We start from the raw sequence: 18,563 nt of genomic DNA, 5'->3' as shown, positions 1-18,563 counted from the left end.
TCGATGCGATCCGAGGTTCAGGCCTCAGGCCCTCAAGCGGCGCTCCACGGCCACGCCCTGCATGACGCCGCGAATTTCGGCGAGACCGCGCAGGCGACCGATCAGGGAATAACCGGGGTTGATGCGGTCCTTGGCGAGATCGTCGGCCATGAGATGGCCGTGGTCCGGGCGGAACGGGATCTGCCAGTCGGCCCGCCCTTCCGCCTCCCGCCGCGCCTGCTCCTCCAGGAGCGCCACGATCACCGCCGGCATGTCGGCCGTGCCGCCGAGATGGTCGGACTCGTGGAAGGAGCCGTCCGGCTCCAGCGTCACGTTGCGAAGATGGGCGAAGTGGATGCGCGGCCCGAACTCGCGCACCATGGCGGGCAGGTCGTTGTCGGCGCGCGTGCCGTAGGAGCCCGTGCAGAAGGTGAGCCCGTTCGCCGGGCTGTCGGCCGCCGCTAGGATGCGCCGGGCGTCGTCCGAGGTCGAGACGATCCGCTGCAGGCCGAAGAGCGGGAAGGCGGGATCGTCGGGATGGATGCAGAGACGCAAGCCCAGCTCCTCCGCCACCGGAACGATGGCGCGCAGGAAATAGGCGAGATTGTCGTGCAGCTCGTCGCGGCCGAGGCCGGCATAGTCGCCGAGCGCCTGGAGGAACAGCTTGCGGTCGTATTGCCGCTCGCTGGCGGGCAGGCCGGCGATCAGATTGTGCTCGATGAGGGCGGCCTTCTCCTCGCTCATCTCGGCCTTGCGGGCCTTGGCAAGCGCGATCGTCTGCTCGCTGTAGTCGCCCTCGGCATGGGGCCGCTGGATGACGAAAAGGTCGTAGGCCGCGAAATCCACCGCGTCGAAGCGCAGGGCCAGCGCGCCGGAGGGCATGGGGTGGCGAAGTTCGGTGCGCGTCCAGTCGAGAACGGGCATGAAATTGTAGCAGATCGTCTGGATGCCGCAGGCCGCCAGCGCCTTCAGCGTGTCCTTGTACCAGCCGATATAGCGGTCGCGCTCGCCCGAGCCGAGCTTGATGGAATTGTGGACCGGGATGCTCTCGACCACCGCCCATTCCAGCCCGCCGGCCTCGATCAGGCTTTTGCGCTCGCGGATGGCCTGTTCGGGCCAGGCCGTGCCGTCGTAGATCTGATGCAGCGCCGTGACGATGCCGGTGGCGCCCGCCTGGCGGATGTGGGCGAGCGGAACCGGATCGTTCGGCCCGTACCAGCGGAAGCATTCCTTCATCGGGTTCATGGGCAGGCACCCTTTCGTGCACGTTTTGGTTGGACCAGATGCGTGGAGATTGCCGCCGATCGACTTCGGAATCAATCCATCCGGACTGGAATGATTGAATTTGGTCCAACCAACGGCTAGTCTTCTCCGCATGAAAGAGGTCGCGAATCCGAAAGCACAGACGGAGGCCGGGTCCGGGTCGGTGGTGAACCGGCTGGTGGACGAGATCCGCGAGCTGTTGGCGGTGCGCGGCCTTCGCGCGGGCGATCCGTTCCCCACCGAGCGCGAACTCTGCGAGATCCTGGGCGCCTCGCGCAACACGGTTCGCGAGGCGCTGGTAATCCTTCGCGCCTTCGGCCTGATCGAGACCCGGCCCAAAAGCGGCGCGATCGTCTCCGATGGGCACGCGGCGGCGGTAGAGCGGCTGTTCTCCTTCCACCAAGGCGTCTCGGCCGAAGGGTTTCGCGACGTTCAGGGCTTTCGCCGCATTCTGGAGACCGGCGTCGGCGACCACATCATCCTCCACGCTTCGGAGGCCGATCTCGACCATCTCCAGGCCGTGAACGACCAAATCCTCGGCGCTGGCGGCGTCGCGGAACTGGCGCGGGCGGACTACGAGTTCCACGAGGCGCTGATCGCGCTGTCGGGCAACGGCACCGCACGCGCCACGTTTCGAATGCTGAGGCCGGCGATCGAAAACCTCATGCGCGTCGGCAAGGAGGCGCGCATCGTGGAGGTCGACACGCATGCGGCGCATCTCGAAATCGTGGCGGCCCTGCGCGAGCGCGACCGGGTCGCCTATGCCTATCTGATCGGGCGCCATCTCAGCTACGGCTTGCGCTTCATCGCCGCGAGCGAGCAGACGCAAACGCAAACGAACTGAACGAGGACAGTCATGGATTTCGCCGGCAAGGTCGCGCTCGTCACGGGAAGCTCGGGCATCGGAGCGGCAGCGGCGGTGAGGCTCGCCTCGGGCGGGGCGAGCGTCCTCGTCTGCGGCATCGACCCCGCCGCCAACGCGGCGCTCGACCGGCTGGCGAGCGAGCGGGGGCTCGCGCTGCGCACCCGCCTGACCGACGTGTCGGACGAGGCGGAGGTCGAGGCGGCAGTGGCCGAATGCGCCGAGCTTGGGGGTGGAATCGACATCGTCGTGAACTCCGCCGCCGTCCATCCCTATGGCACGGTGGTGACGACGGCGGCCGCCGACTGGGCGCGCTGCATGGCGGTGAATGTCGGCTCGATCTATCTCACCGGGCGCTTCGCCATTCCGCACATGATCCGGCGCGGCGGCGGCGCGATCGTCAACGTCTCCTCCGTGCAGGGCCACAACTGCCAGCCCAACGTCGCGGCCTATGTCGCGACCAAGGGCGCGATCCACGCGTTGACGCGGGCCATGGCGCTGGACCATGCGGGCGATAAGGTGCGCGTCAATTCGGTCTCGCCCGGCTCGGTGCGCACGCCGATCCTCTCGCTCGCCGCCCGCACCTATGGCGGCGAGGGCGTTTCGGAAGAGGAGGCCTTCGCCCGCTTCGGCGCGGCCCATCCGCTGGGACGCATCGGCGAGCCGGAGGAGGTCGCCGAGATGATCGCCTATCTCGCCTCCGACAAGGCGGGCTTCGTCACGGGCGCCGACTTCCTGATCGATGGCGGGCTGCACGCCGGGCTGGCGGTTCGCTAGGGGGAGGTCACGGCCGCATGTCCTGAAGGGCAGCCGCGACCGCCGTGTCGAGCGGCGTGTGCGGCTCCTCGCCGAGCAGCGTCACGAGGCGGGCGTTGTCGAGCCGGACGGGATGGCGCCAGAAGCCGCTGACCTCCACCACCTCGCGCGGGAAGCCGCCGAACGGCGCGAGAAGCCGCATCAGCCACCAGGGAAACCGCTTGACGGGAAGGTCCGGTCGACCCGCCGCGCGGCGGATCGCCGAGATCATCCCGCTGCCGTCGCCATCCCAGACGCCGCCGAACTGCACGCGCTCGGCCGGGGCCAGCGCCCCCGCCGGCAGGTCCATCAGCCGCACCATCGCCTCCGCCAGATCGGGCAGATAGGCCCAGCCATGGCCGACGCCGGCGCGGCCGGGCGAGACGATGCGCTCCAGCGGGGGCTTGGCTAGGGCCTGGGCGAACCACGTCTGCTGGGCGCCGGGGCCGAAGAAGTCGCCCGCCCGCACGACGAGGCTCGGCACGTCGGGCGCGGCATCGGCGAGGCGCCGTTCCATCTCGGTGCGGATGCGCCCCTTTCGCCCTTTGGACTGCTGCGGCGTCCGCTCGTCCACGATGGGCGTCGAGGCCGCGTCGTAATTGTAGATCGTGCCGGGAAGCACGATGCGGGCGCCGCCCGCCGCCCGGGCGGCGGCGATCGTGTTGTCGATCATCGGCAGCACCAGCTGCGACCAGTTCCGGTAGCCCGGCGGGTTCACGGCGTGGACGATCGCCGCGACGCCGCCGGCCGCGCCGACGACATCCGCGCGCACCATCGCGTCGCCCCGAACCCACTCGGGGGCGGGCGAGCCTTGCCAGTCGCGCGCGGCCTTGGCGGGATCGCGCACCAGCGCGCGCACCGTCCAGCCGCGCGTCAAGGCTTCGCGCGCCAGAGCACCGCCGATGCCGCCCGTCGCGCCGAGAACGAGAATTGTCTTGCTCATGGGTCCGTCTCCTGTTGCTGAAACGAAATTTAAGGCCGCAGGAGCCAGTGAGGAATTGACGAGAAGCGACAGGCCGTTCATCGAAAAGCGATGAGCCAATCCGAACCCGGCTGGGACGACCAGCGCGCCTTTCTCGCCGTGGTGGACACGGGCAGCCTTTCGGCGGCAGCCCGCGCGCTGGGTCTCACCCAGCCGACGGTTCGGCGGCGCGTGGAAGATCTCGAACGATCGATCGGCCAGCCGCTCTTCGCGCGGGGCGTGAACGGCCTTGCGCCGACCGAGCACGCGCGGGCGCTGGCCGAGCATGTCCGGCGCATGGGTTTCGCCTCGCAAGCCTTCGGCCGGGCCGCGTCGGAGAAGGCGGGGTCGGTTGCCGGGTCGGTGCGCCTCAGCGTTCCAGACTTCGTCGGCGTCGAAGTGCTGCCGCCCATGCTGGGCGCGCTGAGCAAGCGCCATCCCGATCTCGACGTCGAGCTGGTTCTGAGCAACGCCTCGGCCGACCTCCTGCATCAGGAAGCCGATATCGCTGTGCGCATGCATCCGCCCCGGCAGGATGCGCTGGTGATGCGCCATGTCGGGCGCATTCCGGTCGGGTTCTTCGCCGCGCCGGCCTATGTCGAGGCGCGGGGCCTGCCGCAGAGCATGAAGGATCTGGAGGGGCATCGGCTGATCGGCCCCGATCGCTCGCCGGCTGAACTCGCGGTGGTGGACGCCCTTTTGACCCGTGAGGGCGTGGCGGCCCGCTTCGCGCTTCGAACCGACAACCACCCCGCGCAACTCGCCGCCGTCCGCGCCGGCCTCGGCATCGGCGTCGCCCAGGTTCCGATCGGCCAGCGCGATCTCGTCCGAGTGCTGCCGGATGTCGTGGTCTACGAGCTCGACACCTGGATCGTGGCGCACGAGGACCTCAGGCGAAGCGCCCGCATCGACGCCGTGTTCACCCATCTCGTTGCGGCCTTTGGCGCCTATTGTGCGGGATCAAGGGTGTAAGCGCCTGCCGTCTCAGCCCCTGCGAAGGCGCGTCGCGGCTGCTGACTTCACCCTTTCGCGAGAACGTGAAGCGGATTAGTTTGCGTGCCTGACGATCCCCGCCGACCGACCCTGTCGCCGGCCCGGGTCCTGTTCTCCCGCGCCTCTCCCCGCGCCCCGTCGATCGGTTGACCCTGCATGAATGCCGACTCCACCCTCCGCCGCCGGCCCCTGATCCTGGCGGCCGTGATGGCCTCCATGGCCATGATCGCGATCGAGGCGACCATCGTCTCCACCGCCATGCCCCAGATCGCTGGCCAGCTCGGCGATCTCCAGCTCTATGCCTGGGTCTTCTCCTCTTTTCTCCTGACGCAAACCGCCACGACGGTGGTCTTCGGCAAGCTGGCCGACACGTTCGGCCGCAAGCCGGTGCTGCTTTTCGGCATCGTGGTGTTTCTGGTCGGCTCCATCCTCTGCGGTTTCGCCTGGTCGATGACGAGCCTGATCGCCTTCCGCTTCGTTCAGGGGCTGGGCGCGGGCGCCATCCAACCCGTTGGCCTCACCGTGATCGGCGATCTCTACACGATGGAGGAGCGCGCCAAGATCCAGGGCTTTCTCGCCAGCGTCTGGGGCGTGTCCTCCGTGGTCGGCCCCTTCGCCGGCGGGGTGATCGTGGAGCATCTCAGCTGGGCCTGGGTGTTCTGGATCAACCTGCCGATCGGCCTTCTCGCCTTCGCCGGCTTCACGATGTTCCTGAAGGAGGACGTGGCGCGCGAGCGCCGGACGGTGGACGGCCTGGGAGCCGGGCTCTTCGCCGTCGCCGTCGCCGCGCTCATGGTCGCCCTGACCGAGGCGGGCACGCGGGACTGGTCGGTGGCGGGGGGCGCCTGCCTCGTCTTCGCGCTTTCCTCCGTGCTCTTCTTCGCGCAGGAACGGCGCGCCGCCGACCCGATGATGGACATGGCGCTCTGGTCGCGCCGCTCGATCCTGACCGTCAACGCCGCGACGCTGTTCAGCGGCATGTCGGTGATCGGCCTCACCACCTTTCTGCCCATGTATGTGCAGGGCGTGCTCGGCCAGTCCGCCCTGGTAGCGGGCTTCACGCTGACGGCCATGGTGCTGGGCTGGCCGATCGGCGCGACGCTGGCGGCGCGCAACTTCACGCGCTTCGGCCTGCGGCCGACGCTGCTCTTCGGCGCCGTTCTCCTGCCCATCGGCGCTTTGCCATTCCTGATCCTGCAGCCCGGCATGTCGCCCGCCGTGCCGGCGCTGGGCTCGGTGGTGATGGGGCTTGGCATGGGCTTTCTCAACACGGCGGCGATCGTGATGATCCAGGGCAGCGTCGGCTGGAGCGAGCGGGGCGCGGCCACCGCCTCCAACGTCTTCGCCCGCAATCTCGGCTCGACGCTGGGCGCCAGCGCGCTGGGCGCCGTGTTCAGCCTGTCGCTGCTGGGCGGGACGGGGCCTGCCGGCGGCTTCGAGGAAATCCGGCGCCTGCTCGGCGAGACCGGGGCTCTCGCCGCCGACGGGGCCGCGCGTCTGGCGCTCGGCGCCTCGCTGCATCTCACCTTCTGGGGCGTGTTCCTGATCGCCGCCGCGACGCTCGCCCTGGCGCTTCTCGTGCCCCGGCCGGTCGCGGCCGAGGCGCGGGTGGCGGTGGAAGCCTGAGGCGCCGGCGCGGTCCGTCCGTCGTCCGCGCTGCGCAATCACCTGATAGATCCTTAAACCGGCGCTTGTGGGGAGAACAGCTCTTCCTCTAGATTCCGGCGCAGGGGACAGGCGGGGGAGATGGCGATGGCACGGCGCGAAAACCGATTCGCGGGTCTTTTGCTCGCGGGGCTTATGGCTCTCGCGCCGGGAGCCTTCTCCCTAACGGGCGCAGCGCTGGCGCAGGAGGGCGAACGGACGATCGTCCCCGCGCCCGACGCCGACTATTACGGGCACGACTACGACATCCTGAAGGATGCCGACCAGAATCTCTGCGAGACGGCCTGCCTCGCCGACAATCAATGCCGCGCCTTCACCTTCAACACCGCCAAGGGCTGGTGCTTTCTGAAGGCCGAGGTGGGCGAGCTGCGCGCGGCCTCCGGCGTCGTGTCGGGCCGCATCGGCACCGCCAGCGCCAGCGCGGCCAAGGCCAGCGGCGACGAAGCGCTGCGCGAGCGAATGGCGGAGCTTGTCTTCCTGCCCAAGACCCGCCTCGACGAGGCCCGCCAGTTTCGCCTTGGCCTTGCCGAAGAGGAGCGCGACGCCGCCGTTCCGGCGGGCGAGGCCCTGTGGAAGGCGGCGGACGCGGCGCTGGCGCAGCGGGATTTCGGCGCGGCGATCCCGCTGTATCGCGAGGCGCTGAGGCGCGACCCCGAGTCCGGCCGCGCCTGGCTCGGCCTCGCCCTGTCCGCCTTGTCCTTCACCTCCGACGATGCGCAGGCGCTGGACGAAAACACCGCCCTGCGCGCCCCGGCCGCGATCAACGCCTATCTCTCGGCCAAGGACATCAGGTCCAAGGCAGCGGCGCTGGACTTCCTGGCCCAATCCATGGCGGCGGCCGAGGAATGGAAGGACGCCATCCGCACCTGGCGCGCGAGCCTGGCGATCGAGGAGCGGCCCGACGCGCGCAAGCGGCTGGACGCTGCCGTCGCCGAACACGGATTCCGCATCGTCGACAACAGCGTCGACAACAACGCGGCGCGCCCGCGCATCTGCCTGAACTTCTCCGAGCCGCTGAGCCCCGCCGTCACCGCGTCCGAAACCGCCGGCGACTTCCTGTCGGTGGAGGGCGGCGACACGCTTCCCGCCAGCGCCAGCGGATCTCAGATCTGCGTCGACGGCGTGCGCCATGGCGCGCGCTACCGGCTGGTGGTGCGCAAGGGCGTTCCGGCCGCGAGTGGCGAGACGCTGGCGAAATCGGCCGATGTCTCGGTCTATGTGCGGGACCGCGATCCCTCGGTGCGCCTGTCCGGCAATGCCTATGTCCTGCCGGCGGGCGGCGATGCCACCATGCCCGTTACCACCGTCAACACCGACGTCGTGGAGGCGCGCCTGCTTCGCATCGGCGACCGGTCGCTGGCGCGCACGATGGGCGACAGTCGCTTTCTCGGCCAGATGGGTTCCTACGAGTTCGACGCCGTGACGCAGAGCGACGGCGAGGCTTTGTGGAAGGGCTTCGTGGACGTGAAGCGCGTGGCGAATGAGGAGGTCGTGACGGCCATTCCGGTCGCCGCTCTCCTGAAGGAGCGCCGGCCCGGCGTCTATGTTCTGGCGGCCAAGGCGGCCAACGCCCGCAGCGACGAGGAAACGCTGGCGACGCAATGGTTCGTCGTCACCGATATCGGCCTCACCAGCTTTGCCGGCGAGGACGGGTTCCACGTCTTCGCCCGCTCGCTGGCCACCGCCGAGCCCCTTCCCGGCGCCAAGCTCGAACTGGTGGCGGTCAACAACGAGATTCTAGGCACGGCGGAGACGGACCCCAGCGGCCATGCCCGCTTCGCGCCGGGCCTCCTTAAAGGCGCGGGTGGAGACCGGCCCGCCGTGCTGATGGCCGCCAAGCCGGGCGATGATCCGCAAGGCGGCGACTTCTCCTTCCTCGACATGACGGCGGCCCCGTTCGACCTCACCGATCGCGGCGTCGAGGGGCGCGAGCCCGCGCGCGCGATGGACGTGTTCCTGACCACCGAGCGCGGCATCTACCGCGCCGGGGACATTGTGCATCTGACGGCCCTGGTGCGCGACGCCGGGGGAGAGGCGGTGGACGATCTCGACCTCACCGGCATTCTCACCCGGCCGGACGGGGTGGAGGATCGGCGCCTGGCCCTCAAGGCCAATCAGGCCGGCGGTCTCGCCGCCGATCTCGCGCTTCCCGCCGGCGCCATGCGCGGGCTTTGGACGGTCGCCCTCTTCACCGACCCCAAGCAGCCCGCGCTCGCCCGCACCAGCCTTCGCGTCGAGGATTTCGAGCCGGAAAAGATCGACTTCGACCTCGCGCTGCCCGAAGGGCCGATCGACCCCGCCGCGCCGCCGCCGATCGATCTGGCCGTGCGCTACCTCTTCGGCGCGCCGGCGGCGGGCTTGGGCGTTTCCGGCGAAACGGTGCTGAGCGCCGTCGACGGGCTCGATCGCTATCCCGGCGTGCAGTTCGGCCTTGCGGACGACAAGCCCACCGCCGTTCGCCTGCCCTTCGAGGCCGAGCCGACCGGCGAGGACGGCGCCGCTAAGGTCTCGCTGGAGCCGTTCGAGGCGCCGGCCACCACCAAGCCGATGAGCGCCACGGTGCAGGTGCGCGTCACCGACGCCGGCGGGCGCCCTGTGGAGCGCACGGCGACCCGGCCCCTGGCAGGCACGAAGCCGCGCATCGGCCTGCGCCCGCTCTTCGAAGGCGCGCTCGGTCAGGGCGGCGAGGGCGGGTTCGAGGTTGTCGCGGTCGGCCCCGACGGCGCGCGGGTCGATCTCAAGGCCGCGCAATGGGTGCTGAACCACATCTCGACGGACTACACGTGGTATTCCTCCAACGGGCGCTGGAACTACGAGCCGGTGCGCCGTGTCGCGCGGGTCAGTAGCGGTGCGCTCGACCTGACGGCCGATGCGCCGGCCAAGCTTTCGCTCCCCGTCGACTGGGGCAGCTACGAGCTGGTGCTGACCGATCCCGCCGGGGCGGCGTTGCCCGCGAGCATCGCCTTTTCCGCCGGCTGGAGTGTCTCCGCGCGCGCGTTGGAAACGCCGGACATCCTGAAAATTGCACTCGACAAGCCGCGCTACAGCGTCGGCGACAAGGCCGTGGTGCATATCGAGCCGCGCTTTGCCGGCAAGGCGCAGGTGCTGGTGATGGACGAGCGCGTCGTCGCCGTGACCACCGCCGACATTCCGCTGGGCGGCGGCGACGTGACGTTGGAGGTGACGCGCGACTGGGGGCCGGGGGCCTATGTCGCGGCGGTGCTCTACCGGCCGATGGACATCGCCGCCAAGCAGATGCCCGGTCGCGCGCTGGGTCTTGCCCATGCGAGCGTGGAGCCGGGCGAGCGGGCGCTCCAAGTGGCGATCGAAGCGCCGGAGCGCATCGCGCCGCGCGGCCCGGTGGGGATCGATCTCCAGCTTGCCGGCGTGAAGCCGGGGGAGAGCGCCTTCGTCACGCTCGCGGCCGTCGATGCCGGCATTCTCAACGTTACCGGCTTCGCGCCGCCTTCGCCCAAGACCCATTATTTCGGCCAGCGCCGGCTCGGCGTCGAGATCCGCGATCTCTACAGCCGGTTGATCGACCGGATGCAGGGCGCACCGGGCTCGGTGCGTTCGGGCGGCGACGCGGGGGCGAGCGGCGTTTCCCTGCCGCCGATGGACCAGCTCGTGGCGCTGTTTTCCGGCGTCGTTCCCGTGGGGGCGGACGGGCGGGCCCATGTCACGCTGGATGTGCCCGACTTCAACGGCACGCTGAAGCTGATGGCGATCGCCTGGTCGAAGACCGGCGTCGGCGAGGACTCGACCGATCTCCTGGTCCGCGATCCCATCGTGGCGCAGGTCAGCCGGCCGCTGTTCCTCAGCCCCGGCGACAGTTCGCGCATCGCGATCGACCTCAACCATGTCGAAGGGCCGGCGGGCCGGGTGCATCTGGCGCTCGCCGGCGGCGAGGGCGCCTTGCGCATCGCGGCCAACGCCTCGGCCGATCTCGACCTCACCGAGGGCGGCCGCGCGCGGCTGCTCGTGCCGGTGGAGGCAATCGGGCCGGGCGAGGGCGCGCTCGAACTCGCCCTGACGACCCCGGACGGGACGGTGCTGCACAAGAGCTTCGCGCTGCCCGTGCGATCGATCCAGCCGCGCACCGTGCGCAAGAGCCGCTTCGAGATCGCCGCCGGGGGCCAGCTCTCGCTCGGCTCCGATCTCTTGACGGAGTTCCGGCCCGGCACGGCGCGCGCGACGCTGGCCGTCACGCCGCTTGGCGGGTTCGATCTGGCGGGCGTCGTCGCCGCGCTCGATACCTATCCCTATGGCTGCACGGAACAGCTCACCAGCCGCGCCCTGCCGCTCCTCTATCTCGACGAGACGGTGCTGGCCGCCGGGCTCGCCGCGCGGCCGGATGAAGCGCGCGCTGGCGAGACGAAGACGGTGCGCGAGCGCGTGGACGGCGCGATCAAGAGCGTTCTCGCCAACCAGGATTCCAGCGGCGCCTTCGGCCTCTGGGCACCGGGCAGCGGCGATCTCTGGCTCGACGCCTATGTCACGGACTTCCTCACCCGCGCGCGGGAGGCGGGCTACGACGTGCCGGCGGAGGGCTTCACGCTGGCGCTCGACAATCTGCGCAACCAGCTCGCCTACCTGCCGGACCAGCCGGACTGGAGCAAGGCGGCCTATGCCTATTACGTGCTGGCGCGCAACGGCCGCGCCGCGATCGGCGACCTGCGCTACACCGCCGACAACGAGGCGGCGGGCTTCAAGACGCCGCTCTCGCAGGCGCAGCTGGCCGGCGCGCTCGCCCTTTATGGCGACCGGGTGCGCGCCGAGGCGCTGTTCCGAACGGCGGTGACGCAGGCCGCGGGCGGCGCGGGCGATGCGCCGAGCCGGAGCGACTACGGCACCGCGCTGCGCGACGGCGCGGCCGTCACGACGCTGGCGCTCGAAACCGGGGTCGACGGGCTCGATCTCGCGCCGCTGGCGCGCAAGGTCGGGCAGGAGCGCGCGGCCAAGCGCTACACCTCGACGCAGGAAGACGTCTGGTCGCTGCTCGCCGCCCACGCCGCGCTGACCGCCGCACCGCCCAAGCTGACCGTTGACGGGACGCCGCGCGACGGCGTGCTCGCCCGCACGCTGGACGAGGCGGCGCTGACCCCCGGTCTCGTGATCGGCAACCGGGGCGCGGCGCCGGTCGCCGCCTCGCTGACCATGGCCGGCGTGCCGAGCGTGCCGCTGCCGCCGATGAGCTCAGGCTACGAGATCACCCGAAGCTACTACACGCTGGAAGGCGAGGAGGCCGACCCGGCCAACATCGCGCAAGGCTCGCGTCTGGTGGCGGTGGTCGACGTCTTGCCGGTCGATACCGCTCCGGCGCGGCTGATGATCGACGATCCGCTGCCGGCGGGCTTCGCCATCGACAATCCCGCCATCCTGCGCGGCGGGGACGTGGCGGCGCTGGACTTCCTCGAACTCTCCGGCGAGGCCACCCACACCGAGTTTCGTGCCGAGCGCTTTCTCGCGGCGGTGGACAAGCCGGCCAACGATCTGAAAAGGCTGCGCTTTGCCTATATCGTCCGGGCGCTGTCGCCCGGCGAGTTCGTGCACCCCGCCGCCACGGTGGAGGACATGTACCGGCCGGAGCGGCGCGGCCAGACGGCCGAGGCGCATGTCTCGGTGATCGGCCCGCTGCGGTGAAACCGCCGCGCGCCCTGGCGGGGCGGCGCCGCGCGCTGGCCGCCCTGGCGGCGATGGGGCTGGTTATGGTCGCTGCCATTGCCGGCCATGCCGCCTTGGAGCGCGCGGTGGAGGCCCGCGTCGCGGCGCTGCGCGAGCCCGAAACGAGCCGGGTGGTGGAGGCGCGCGACGGCGAGATCCTGCGCGCCTTCGCGGCGAGCGACGGGCGCTGGCGGCTGGAGGCGGAGGTCGGCGATGTCGATCCGCGCTTTCTCGCCATGCTCTCCGCCTGGGAGGACAAGCGCTTCGAGACCCATGGCGGCATCGACGCGCAAGCGCTCGCCCGCGCGCTTTTGCAATCGGTGTGGCACGGGCGGGCCGTGTCCGGCGGATCGACGCTGACCATGCAGGTGGCGCGGCTTCTCCAGCGCCTGCCGACCCGCAGCGTGGCCGCCAAGGGCGAGCAGTTCCTGGGCGCGCTGGCGCTGGAGCGGGCGCGCACCAAGCCGGAAATCCTGTCGCTTTATCTGCGCCTCGCGCCCTATGGCGGCAATATCGAGGGCGTGCGCGCGGCGAGCCTCGTCTGGTTCGGCCACGAGCCCCGGCGCCTGTCCGCGGGCGAGGCCGCGCTGCTCGTCGCCCTGCCGCAGGCACCCGAGCGGCTGCGGCCGGACCTGCACCCAGAGCGTGCGCGCGCCGCGCGGGACCGCGTTCTCGCCCGCATGGCCGAGCTCGGCCTTCTCGACGCGGCGGAGGCCGAGCGCGCCCGGCGCGAGCCGACTCCTACCCGCCGCCTCGACATGCCCCTTCTGGCCGCGCACGCGGCAAGCGAGGCCCGCGCGCGGGCGATCAAGCCCGGCGGGGCGCGGGGGCGCCTGCGGCTCACCATCGACGCCGCGCTGCAAAGACGCATCGAGGCCTATGCGCGTGACAAGATGGCGAGCAGCCCCAAGCCGCAGAGCCTCGCCATTCTCGTCGCCGACCACACGACCGGCGAGATCCTCGCCTCGCTCGGCTCGCCCGATCTCTTCGACGAAGGCCGGCAGGGATATGTCGATCTCACCAAGGCGCTGCGCTCGCCGGGCTCGACGCTGAAGCCGCTGATCTACGGGCTCGCCTTCGAGCGCGGCGTCGCTCATCCCGAAAGCCTGATCGACGACCGGCCGACGGCGTTTGCCGGCTACACCCCGCAGAATTTCGACAGCGAGTTCACCGGCGTTCTCACCGTGCGCCGCGCCTTGCAGCTTTCGCGCAACCTGCCGGCGGTGGAGCTTCTGGCGGCCGTCGGCCCCTCGCGGCTGGTGGAGCGGATGCGCCGCGCCGGGGCGGAGCCCGAACTCGGCAGCCGCACCCTGCCGGGCCTCGCCATCGGCCTCGGCGGGCTCGGCATCTCGCTGGAAGACCTCGTGCGGATCTATGCCGGCCTCGCCAATGGCGGCGTTGCGCGCCCGCTGCGCATCGAGGCGGACGCGCCGCCGGGCGGTCCGGCCGCCGCCGGCCGCCGCATCCTGAGCGAGCAGGCGGCGTGGTACGTCACGTCGATCCTCGCCGGCGCGCCGACCACGGCCAAGGGGCCGCCGGGCACGATCGCCTACAAGACCGGCACCTCCTTCGGTTACCGCGACGCCTGGACCGTCGGCTATGACGGGCGCCATGTCGTGGGCGTCTGGCTCGGGCGACCGGACGGGGCGCCGGTGGCGGGCCTCGTGGGCCAGGATTCGGCCGCGCCCGTGATGCGCGACGTGTTTGCGCGTATCGGCCCGCCGGTTCGCCTGCCCGGGCCGCCGCCGGGCATTCTCTCCGCCGCCGGCTCGCGCGCCTTGCCGCCGGCCATGCGGCGGCTTCGCGCCGGCGGCCCGACGGCGCTCGCCGATGCGCCCGAGATCGTCTTCCCGCCGAGGGACGCGCGGGTGGAACTGGGGCTCGGGCCGGACGCCCCGGCCAGCGGAGAGAGCGATCTCAGCCTCAAGGTGCGCAACGGCAAGCCGCCCTTCGCCTGGTATGTCGACGGGCATCTGGCGCTGCGCGGTCTTTACGAGCGCCAAGCGGCCTGGCGCCCGAGCGAACCGGGCTTCGTGGAGATTTCGGTGGTCGATTCCACCGGCGCCGCCGCCTCGACGCGGGTGTTTCTCCAGTGAGAATTGGGTATGTCCATACCCGCCATCGTTGCGGCAAATTGTCCGCTCGGGCGAATCACGGTGTTGAAGAGAGTTCGACCAGGAGGTCACGCATGCGTCATCACTTCATGGGTCCGGCGATCGCTCTGGGTCTGTCGACCGCGCTCGTCGCGCCGGCCTTCGCGCTGGATGGGGCCACGCAACCCGCTCCGGCCGAGGCCGGCACCACCGTGAGCGCCGCGCGGCTGAAGTCTTCGCTCGCCGCCCTCCTGACCAACCTGCCGTTCGACAAGCGCATCCTGCGCGTCGAGCCCGATCCGAACGGGCAGCGGATCACGATCGACCCTGCCGCCGCCCTGTCGGAGATGCAGGGCGTGAAGATCACCTTCGCGCCCCTGTCGTTCATCGTCAGCGAGCGGCCGGACGGCACCTGGAACGTCTTCGGCGCCGATCCCGTCGCCTTCTCGACCACCTACGATGTGGGGGGCCAAGCGGAGAGCTTCGCCTATCGGCAGGAGTCGCAGCTCATCAAGGGCATCTACTCGCCGGAGCTTGCCACCTTCCTGTCGGCCGAGGGGCAGGCGGGGGCGACCACGACCCATCAGTCCGACGCCGTCAACACGACCAGCGACACCAAGATCGCGCAGACGCGGATCAAGATCGACGGTGCGCCCGCCGGAAACGGCGCGGCCGACATCGCGTTCACGCAGGTCTACGACACCGTCACCCAGGCGACGAGCTTCACCATTCCCGCCGGAGAAGACGGCGAGCCCCTGTCGCTCACAATGGATATGGGCGCGAAGGAGATCGAGACGCGCGGCGCGGCCAAGGCCGCCCGAACCCGTCCGCTGCTCGATCTCTACACGCTGGTCATCGCCAATGTGGAGGCGCTGGACCACGACGCGAAGGCGACGCTCGCCGGCCCGTTCGGAACCGAGCTCAAGGACAAGCTCCGCGCCATCCTGCCGCTTTGGGCCAGCCTCGAAGGCGGCGCCACCGCCAAGGACGTGTCCCTCGCCATGTCCCAGGGCAAGTTCCGCGCCGAGGAGGCCAGCCAGTCTCTGCGCCTCAGCGGCGTGGCGACGGACTCGACCATGGACATGGAGTTGGCGCTGCGCGGCATCGCGATCGAGACGCCGTTCATGCCGCCCTGGGGCGCCTCGCTCTCGCCCGACCTGATCGAGATCGGCGTTGCCGTATCGGGCGCCGATCTCGCGACCCCGGTGGCCATCGCTCTCGACGAGGCGGATTTCACGCAGGACCCGCCGCTGTCGCCGGAAGCCCAGGCGAAGGCCGCCGCCGCTTTCGCGCCCGAGCGCATTCAGGCGCGGATCAAGCCGAGCCGCATCCATTCGCGCGATCTCGACATCGCCTTCAGCGGCGACATGTCGTTCGCGTCCGGCGCCCCCGACGCGAAGCTGGCCATCGACGCGGCCGGTCTCGACACGGTGATCGGCACGCTCCAGGGCGCGGCGGCGGACGATCCCAGCCTCCATCAGGCCGTGGGCATGCTGCAATTCGCCAAGGGCCTGTCGAAGCCCAAGGATGGCGGGCGCCTGGAATGGCTGATCGAGGCCGCCGCCGATGGCTCGATCAAGATCAACGGCACGATGATCAAGGGCCCGGACGAGGCGACCGATCCCGAAGGGCTGGAAGAGGACGCGCCGTTGGACGAGACGACGGGCGACGAGCCGCCCGCCAAGGACGCGCTCTGAATTCGGCCTATATCGGAGGCGAGACCCGGGCGATCGGTCGCGCCGGGTTTCGCTGTTTCGAGTGGGGAGCGAGCCGCCCTTGACCTCGGCGCGCGGGATCGAAGGGCTGCCGCGTGGCGGTAGAGGTGATGTCCCGCCCCAGAGTGGCCGATGGCGGGTGCGTCTCCGCCTTTCTCATGTCGTGGACGCTCAGTCCCTGCGAAGTTCTATTCCGCGCATCCGTCTCCTCGGCCTGATCGCCGCAAGTGTCTTGCTGTTCTGCGTCGCGGCTATGCCGGGTGTCGCGGCCGAGCGGAAGGCGGTGACATCGCACCCCTACGCTCAGGACAAGCGAGACTCGCCGTATCGAACGGAGCGGGCCAAACTTTCTCTGGCCTTTCCCGGCGCCCTGCCGGCCCATGGCGTCCTCGTCGCTCGGGGAAACATCCTCTCGCCGCTGGCGAACTGGCTCATCGTCGATTTGGATTCGGGCACGATGCGCCGGGCGGTGACGCGGCTCCGGGCCGGGACGAGCGACGATCCCACGGCGAGCGTCATCGAGCAGGAGGCGAGCGGCACCCTCACCGACGCCGATCTCGGCGCCGTCATTCTTGCGGCCAACCGGGTCTGGGCGGACGAGGGCCGGAGCCCGCCCGCACCGCCGGACCGGACGGATGCGCTGTGCAGCGTGGTGCTGCTCGACGCGGACGAGGCGCGCCACGCCTTCGGCTCCGCCTGCCCCAGCCCGCAACTGGTGGAACTGTTGGACGCGCTCGCCGAAGCGAGCGGCATTTCCGCCCGATCCGGCGAGCGCTGACCGGCGCGATGTCCGGCGGGTGCCGCGTCAGCCTCGCTCCTCCTCCTTTTCCGCCATGCCCGACACGAGAAGGTCGAGGAACTCCGCGATCTCCCGCGCGAGGTCGCCGCCGGACACGCCGACGAAGCGCCCGGCCAGCGAAGAGGCGACGATGCCGTGGATGGCGCCGAAGAAGGTTCGCGCCCTCAAGGTGAGGGCAGCGTCCGTCAGGCTCGGCTGGAGCGGCCGGAGCGCGGCCGAGATATAGGCGAGCAGTTCGGTCTGCTCCGCGAGGTGCCAGTCGGGGATCGACTTGCCCGGCGCATAGCGATGCTCGAACAGCGCCGACCAGAGCCGGGGATTGTCCTGCGCGAAGCCGAGATAGGCGAGCGCCAGCACCTTCAGCGCCGCGCGCGGATCGCCGTTGCCGGCGATCGCCGCCTGCAACACCACCTTCAACCGCGCCAGGGTCTGCGAATTGACGCGCAGGACGAGGTCGTCCAGATCCTCGAAGGCGTTGTAGAGCCCGCCCAGCGCCGCGCCGACATCGCTCATCACATCGCGCGCCCGCAGCGTCTGCACGCCGTCCGCCGCGATGCGCGCTTCGGCGGCCTCGATGATGCGAGTGCGCAGATCCTGCCGCTTGTCGTCTCTCGTCGCCATAGTCCCTCCAAAAATTTTTGAACGACGTTCATTTTTAGCTTGAACAACGTTCAGAGCTATGCGACGTTCGGCTATGAACAACGTTCATAGAGAGGTCGAGGGCATGTGGAAACAGTTTTCGGCGCTGACCCGGGGTCGCGCCTTCGAGCGGGCGGAGGCGATCACCGATCGTCACGCGCTGACGATCCTCCGGCAGCAGATCCGCGACTGCGCCGGATCGCTTCAGGTGGCGCGACGCGACATCGCCGTGGCGACGATCCGCAACCGGGAGGAAGAGCAGCGTCTGGCCGAACTCGGCGCCCGCATCGCGGATCTGGAAACCCGCACGATCGCGGCGCTCGACCAGGACAAGGGCGATCTCGCCCGCGAGGCGGCCAGCGCCATCGCCGGCCTGGAGGAGGAGCGGGACCGCTCGCAAGGCGCGCTGGCCCGCCTGCAGGGCGAGGTCGACAAGCTGCAGCGCTTCGCCGTGCAGGCCGAGCAGCGTCTGCGCCAGCTTCGCCTCGAACTGCGCCTTCTGGAAGCGGGCGAAAGCGTGCAGCGCCTTCGCTCCACCGCCCCGGGCGACCTCAGAGCCACGCTCAGCGAAGCCGAGCACACGCTGGACCGGCTGCGCGGCCGTCAGCGCGAAGGCGAGGCGGCCGAGGACCTTCTCGACACGATGGGCCAGGCGAACGACCCCGCCACGATCCTCGCCAAGCTGGCCGAAGCCGGCTGCGGCGAGCCACCGGCGGGCGGAGCGGATGCCGTGCTGCGCCGCCTCGCTGAGCGCCGCGCCGCCCGCGCGTCCTGACCCTTTCCAAACTGATCCGACTCTTTTTTCGAACAACCCGAACCCAACCGGAGAAAACCCATGAACGAGCTTCAGACCCCCAAGCACACCTCCGCCTGGAAGACCTTCAGCATCGCCAGCTTCCTTATCGCAGCCGGCATGATGGCGGCGGGCATCTGGTCGCTGGAGGCGAGCTTCGCCGCCAAGGGCTTCTACGCCATGGCCTCGATCATGCTCGTCCACACCTCGATCACGGTCACCAAGACGCTGCGCGACATCGAGGAATCCTCGCGCTTCATCAACCGGCTGGAAGACGCCCGAACCGAGAAGCTGCTGATGGACGTCGATCGCGGCGCCCGGGTCTGACGCCGCTCCGCGCCC

General features: G+C 70.3%; 13 protein-coding genes. 10 read left to right on the top strand and 3 right to left on the bottom strand.

The features are described from left to right. Nucleotides 1–24: 24 nt before the first annotated feature. Nucleotides 25–1,215 (bottom strand): mannonate dehydratase, encoded by a 1,191-nt coding sequence (gene uxuA / locus M673_RS21780; RefSeq protein WP_061978970.1) that lies wholly within the window; start codon nucleotides 1,213–1,215, stop codon nucleotides 25–27. 139 nt (nucleotides 1,216–1,354) lie between these two features. Here uxuA and M673_RS21775 point away from each other — a divergent pair, with 139 nt between their 5' ends. Next, nucleotides 1,355–2,086 carry a FadR/GntR family transcriptional regulator gene (locus tag M673_RS21775; RefSeq protein ID WP_061978828.1) on the top strand — a complete coding sequence of 244 codons (732 nt, stop codon included), beginning with the start codon at nucleotides 1,355–1,357 and terminating at the stop codon, nucleotides 2,084–2,086. A gap of 12 nt (nucleotides 2,087–2,098) precedes the next feature. After that, nucleotides 2,099–2,881 (top strand): SDR family NAD(P)-dependent oxidoreductase, encoded by a 783-nt coding sequence (locus M673_RS21770; RefSeq protein WP_061978827.1) that lies wholly within the window; start codon nucleotides 2,099–2,101, stop codon nucleotides 2,879–2,881. Between the two features lie 7 nt (nucleotides 2,882–2,888). Here the strand turns inward: M673_RS21770 and M673_RS21765 are convergent, their stop codons facing one another. Further along, a complete protein-coding gene (locus M673_RS21765; RefSeq protein WP_061978826.1) occupies nucleotides 2,889–3,842 on the bottom strand; it encodes an NAD(P)H-binding protein in 954 nt (317 codons plus the stop codon). A 90-nt stretch (nucleotides 3,843–3,932) separates the two neighbouring features. Here M673_RS21765 and M673_RS21760 point away from each other — a divergent pair, with 90 nt between their 5' ends. The 6 genes from M673_RS21760 (at nucleotide 3,933) to M673_RS21735 (ending at nucleotide 16,768) form a co-directional block, all read left to right on the top strand. Continuing rightward, nucleotides 3,933–4,832, top strand: coding sequence for a LysR family transcriptional regulator (locus tag M673_RS21760; RefSeq protein ID WP_082640005.1), 900 nt, complete (start codon nucleotides 3,933–3,935; stop codon nucleotides 4,830–4,832). 177 nt (nucleotides 4,833–5,009) lie between these two features. Then, complete coding sequence (locus tag M673_RS21755; protein ID WP_061978825.1) at nucleotides 5,010–6,479, top strand: MDR family MFS transporter; 1,470 nt, start codon at nucleotides 5,010–5,012, stop codon at nucleotides 6,477–6,479. Between the two features lie 126 nt (nucleotides 6,480–6,605). Further along, entirely contained in the window at nucleotides 6,606–12,161 is a 5,556-nt protein-coding gene (locus M673_RS21750) for an alpha-2-macroglobulin family protein (RefSeq protein WP_244493109.1), read from the top strand. A gap of 53 nt (nucleotides 12,162–12,214) precedes the next feature. Then, nucleotides 12,215–14,278, top strand: a complete 2,064-nt coding sequence (gene pbpC, locus M673_RS21745; RefSeq protein WP_061978968.1) for a penicillin-binding protein 1C — start codon at nucleotides 12,215–12,217, stop codon at nucleotides 14,276–14,278. 92 nt (nucleotides 14,279–14,370) lie between these two features. Next, nucleotides 14,371–15,972 (top strand): hypothetical protein, encoded by a 1,602-nt coding sequence (locus M673_RS21740; protein WP_061978823.1) that lies wholly within the window; start codon nucleotides 14,371–14,373, stop codon nucleotides 15,970–15,972. A gap of 301 nt (nucleotides 15,973–16,273) precedes the next feature. After that, nucleotides 16,274–16,768: a hypothetical protein gene (locus M673_RS21735; RefSeq protein ID WP_148640222.1), complete on the top strand. Its 495-nt coding sequence runs from the start codon at nucleotides 16,274–16,276 to the stop codon at nucleotides 16,766–16,768. Between the two features lie 27 nt (nucleotides 16,769–16,795). On the opposite strand, the gene M673_RS21730 is transcribed toward M673_RS21735, so the two are convergent. Beyond that, a complete protein-coding gene (locus tag M673_RS21730) occupies nucleotides 16,796–17,410 on the bottom strand; it encodes a TetR/AcrR family transcriptional regulator (protein WP_061978821.1) in 615 nt (204 codons plus the stop codon). 103 nt (nucleotides 17,411–17,513) lie between these two features. On the opposite strand from M673_RS21730, the gene M673_RS21725 reads away from it, so the two are divergent. Together M673_RS21725 and M673_RS21720 are read left to right on the top strand one after the other, a co-directional pair. Beyond that, nucleotides 17,514–18,203 carry a PspA/IM30 family protein gene (locus M673_RS21725; RefSeq protein ID WP_061978820.1) on the top strand — a complete coding sequence of 230 codons (690 nt, stop codon included), beginning with the start codon at nucleotides 17,514–17,516 and terminating at the stop codon, nucleotides 18,201–18,203. Between the two features lie 60 nt (nucleotides 18,204–18,263). Next, nucleotides 18,264–18,548, top strand: coding sequence for a YiaA/YiaB family inner membrane protein (locus M673_RS21720; protein ID WP_061978819.1), 285 nt, complete (start codon nucleotides 18,264–18,266; stop codon nucleotides 18,546–18,548). The last annotated feature ends 15 nt before the right edge of the window (nucleotides 18,549–18,563 follow it).

The organism is Aureimonas sp. AU20, assembly GCF_001442755.1.
Classification (GTDB): domain Bacteria; phylum Pseudomonadota; class Alphaproteobacteria; order Rhizobiales; family Rhizobiaceae; genus Aureimonas.
Note: the sequence above shows the minus strand (reverse complement) of the source record. Positions and strands in the feature narration are given on the sequence as shown.

Excerpts from the sequence above, each read along its gene's own strand:
- uxuA (WP_061978970.1), bottom strand. The coding sequence starts at position 1,215 with ATGAAGGAATGCTTCCGCTGGTACGGGCCGAACGATCCGGTTCCGCTC.
- M673_RS21775 (WP_061978828.1), top strand. The coding sequence starts at position 1,355 with ATGAAAGAGGTCGCGAATCCGAAAGCACAGACGGAGGCCGGGTCCGGG.
- M673_RS21770 (WP_061978827.1), top strand. The coding sequence starts at position 2,099 with ATGGATTTCGCCGGCAAGGTCGCGCTCGTCACGGGAAGCTCGGGCATC.
- M673_RS21765 (WP_061978826.1), bottom strand. The coding sequence starts at position 3,842 with ATGAGCAAGACAATTCTCGTTCTCGGCGCGACGGGCGGCATCGGCGGT.
- M673_RS21760 (WP_082640005.1), top strand. The coding sequence starts at position 3,933 with ATGAGCCAATCCGAACCCGGCTGGGACGACCAGCGCGCCTTTCTCGCC.
- M673_RS21755 (WP_061978825.1), top strand. The coding sequence starts at position 5,010 with ATGAATGCCGACTCCACCCTCCGCCGCCGGCCCCTGATCCTGGCGGCC.
- M673_RS21750 (WP_244493109.1), top strand. The coding sequence starts at position 6,606 with ATGGCACGGCGCGAAAACCGATTCGCGGGTCTTTTGCTCGCGGGGCTT.
- pbpC (WP_061978968.1), top strand. The coding sequence starts at position 12,215 with ATGGGGCTGGTTATGGTCGCTGCCATTGCCGGCCATGCCGCCTTGGAG.
- M673_RS21740 (WP_061978823.1), top strand. The coding sequence starts at position 14,371 with ATGCGTCATCACTTCATGGGTCCGGCGATCGCTCTGGGTCTGTCGACC.
- M673_RS21730 (WP_061978821.1), bottom strand. The coding sequence starts at position 17,410 with ATGGCGACGAGAGACGACAAGCGGCAGGATCTGCGCACTCGCATCATC.
- M673_RS21725 (WP_061978820.1), top strand. The coding sequence starts at position 17,514 with ATGTGGAAACAGTTTTCGGCGCTGACCCGGGGTCGCGCCTTCGAGCGG.
- M673_RS21720 (WP_061978819.1), top strand. The coding sequence starts at position 18,264 with ATGAACGAGCTTCAGACCCCCAAGCACACCTCCGCCTGGAAGACCTTC.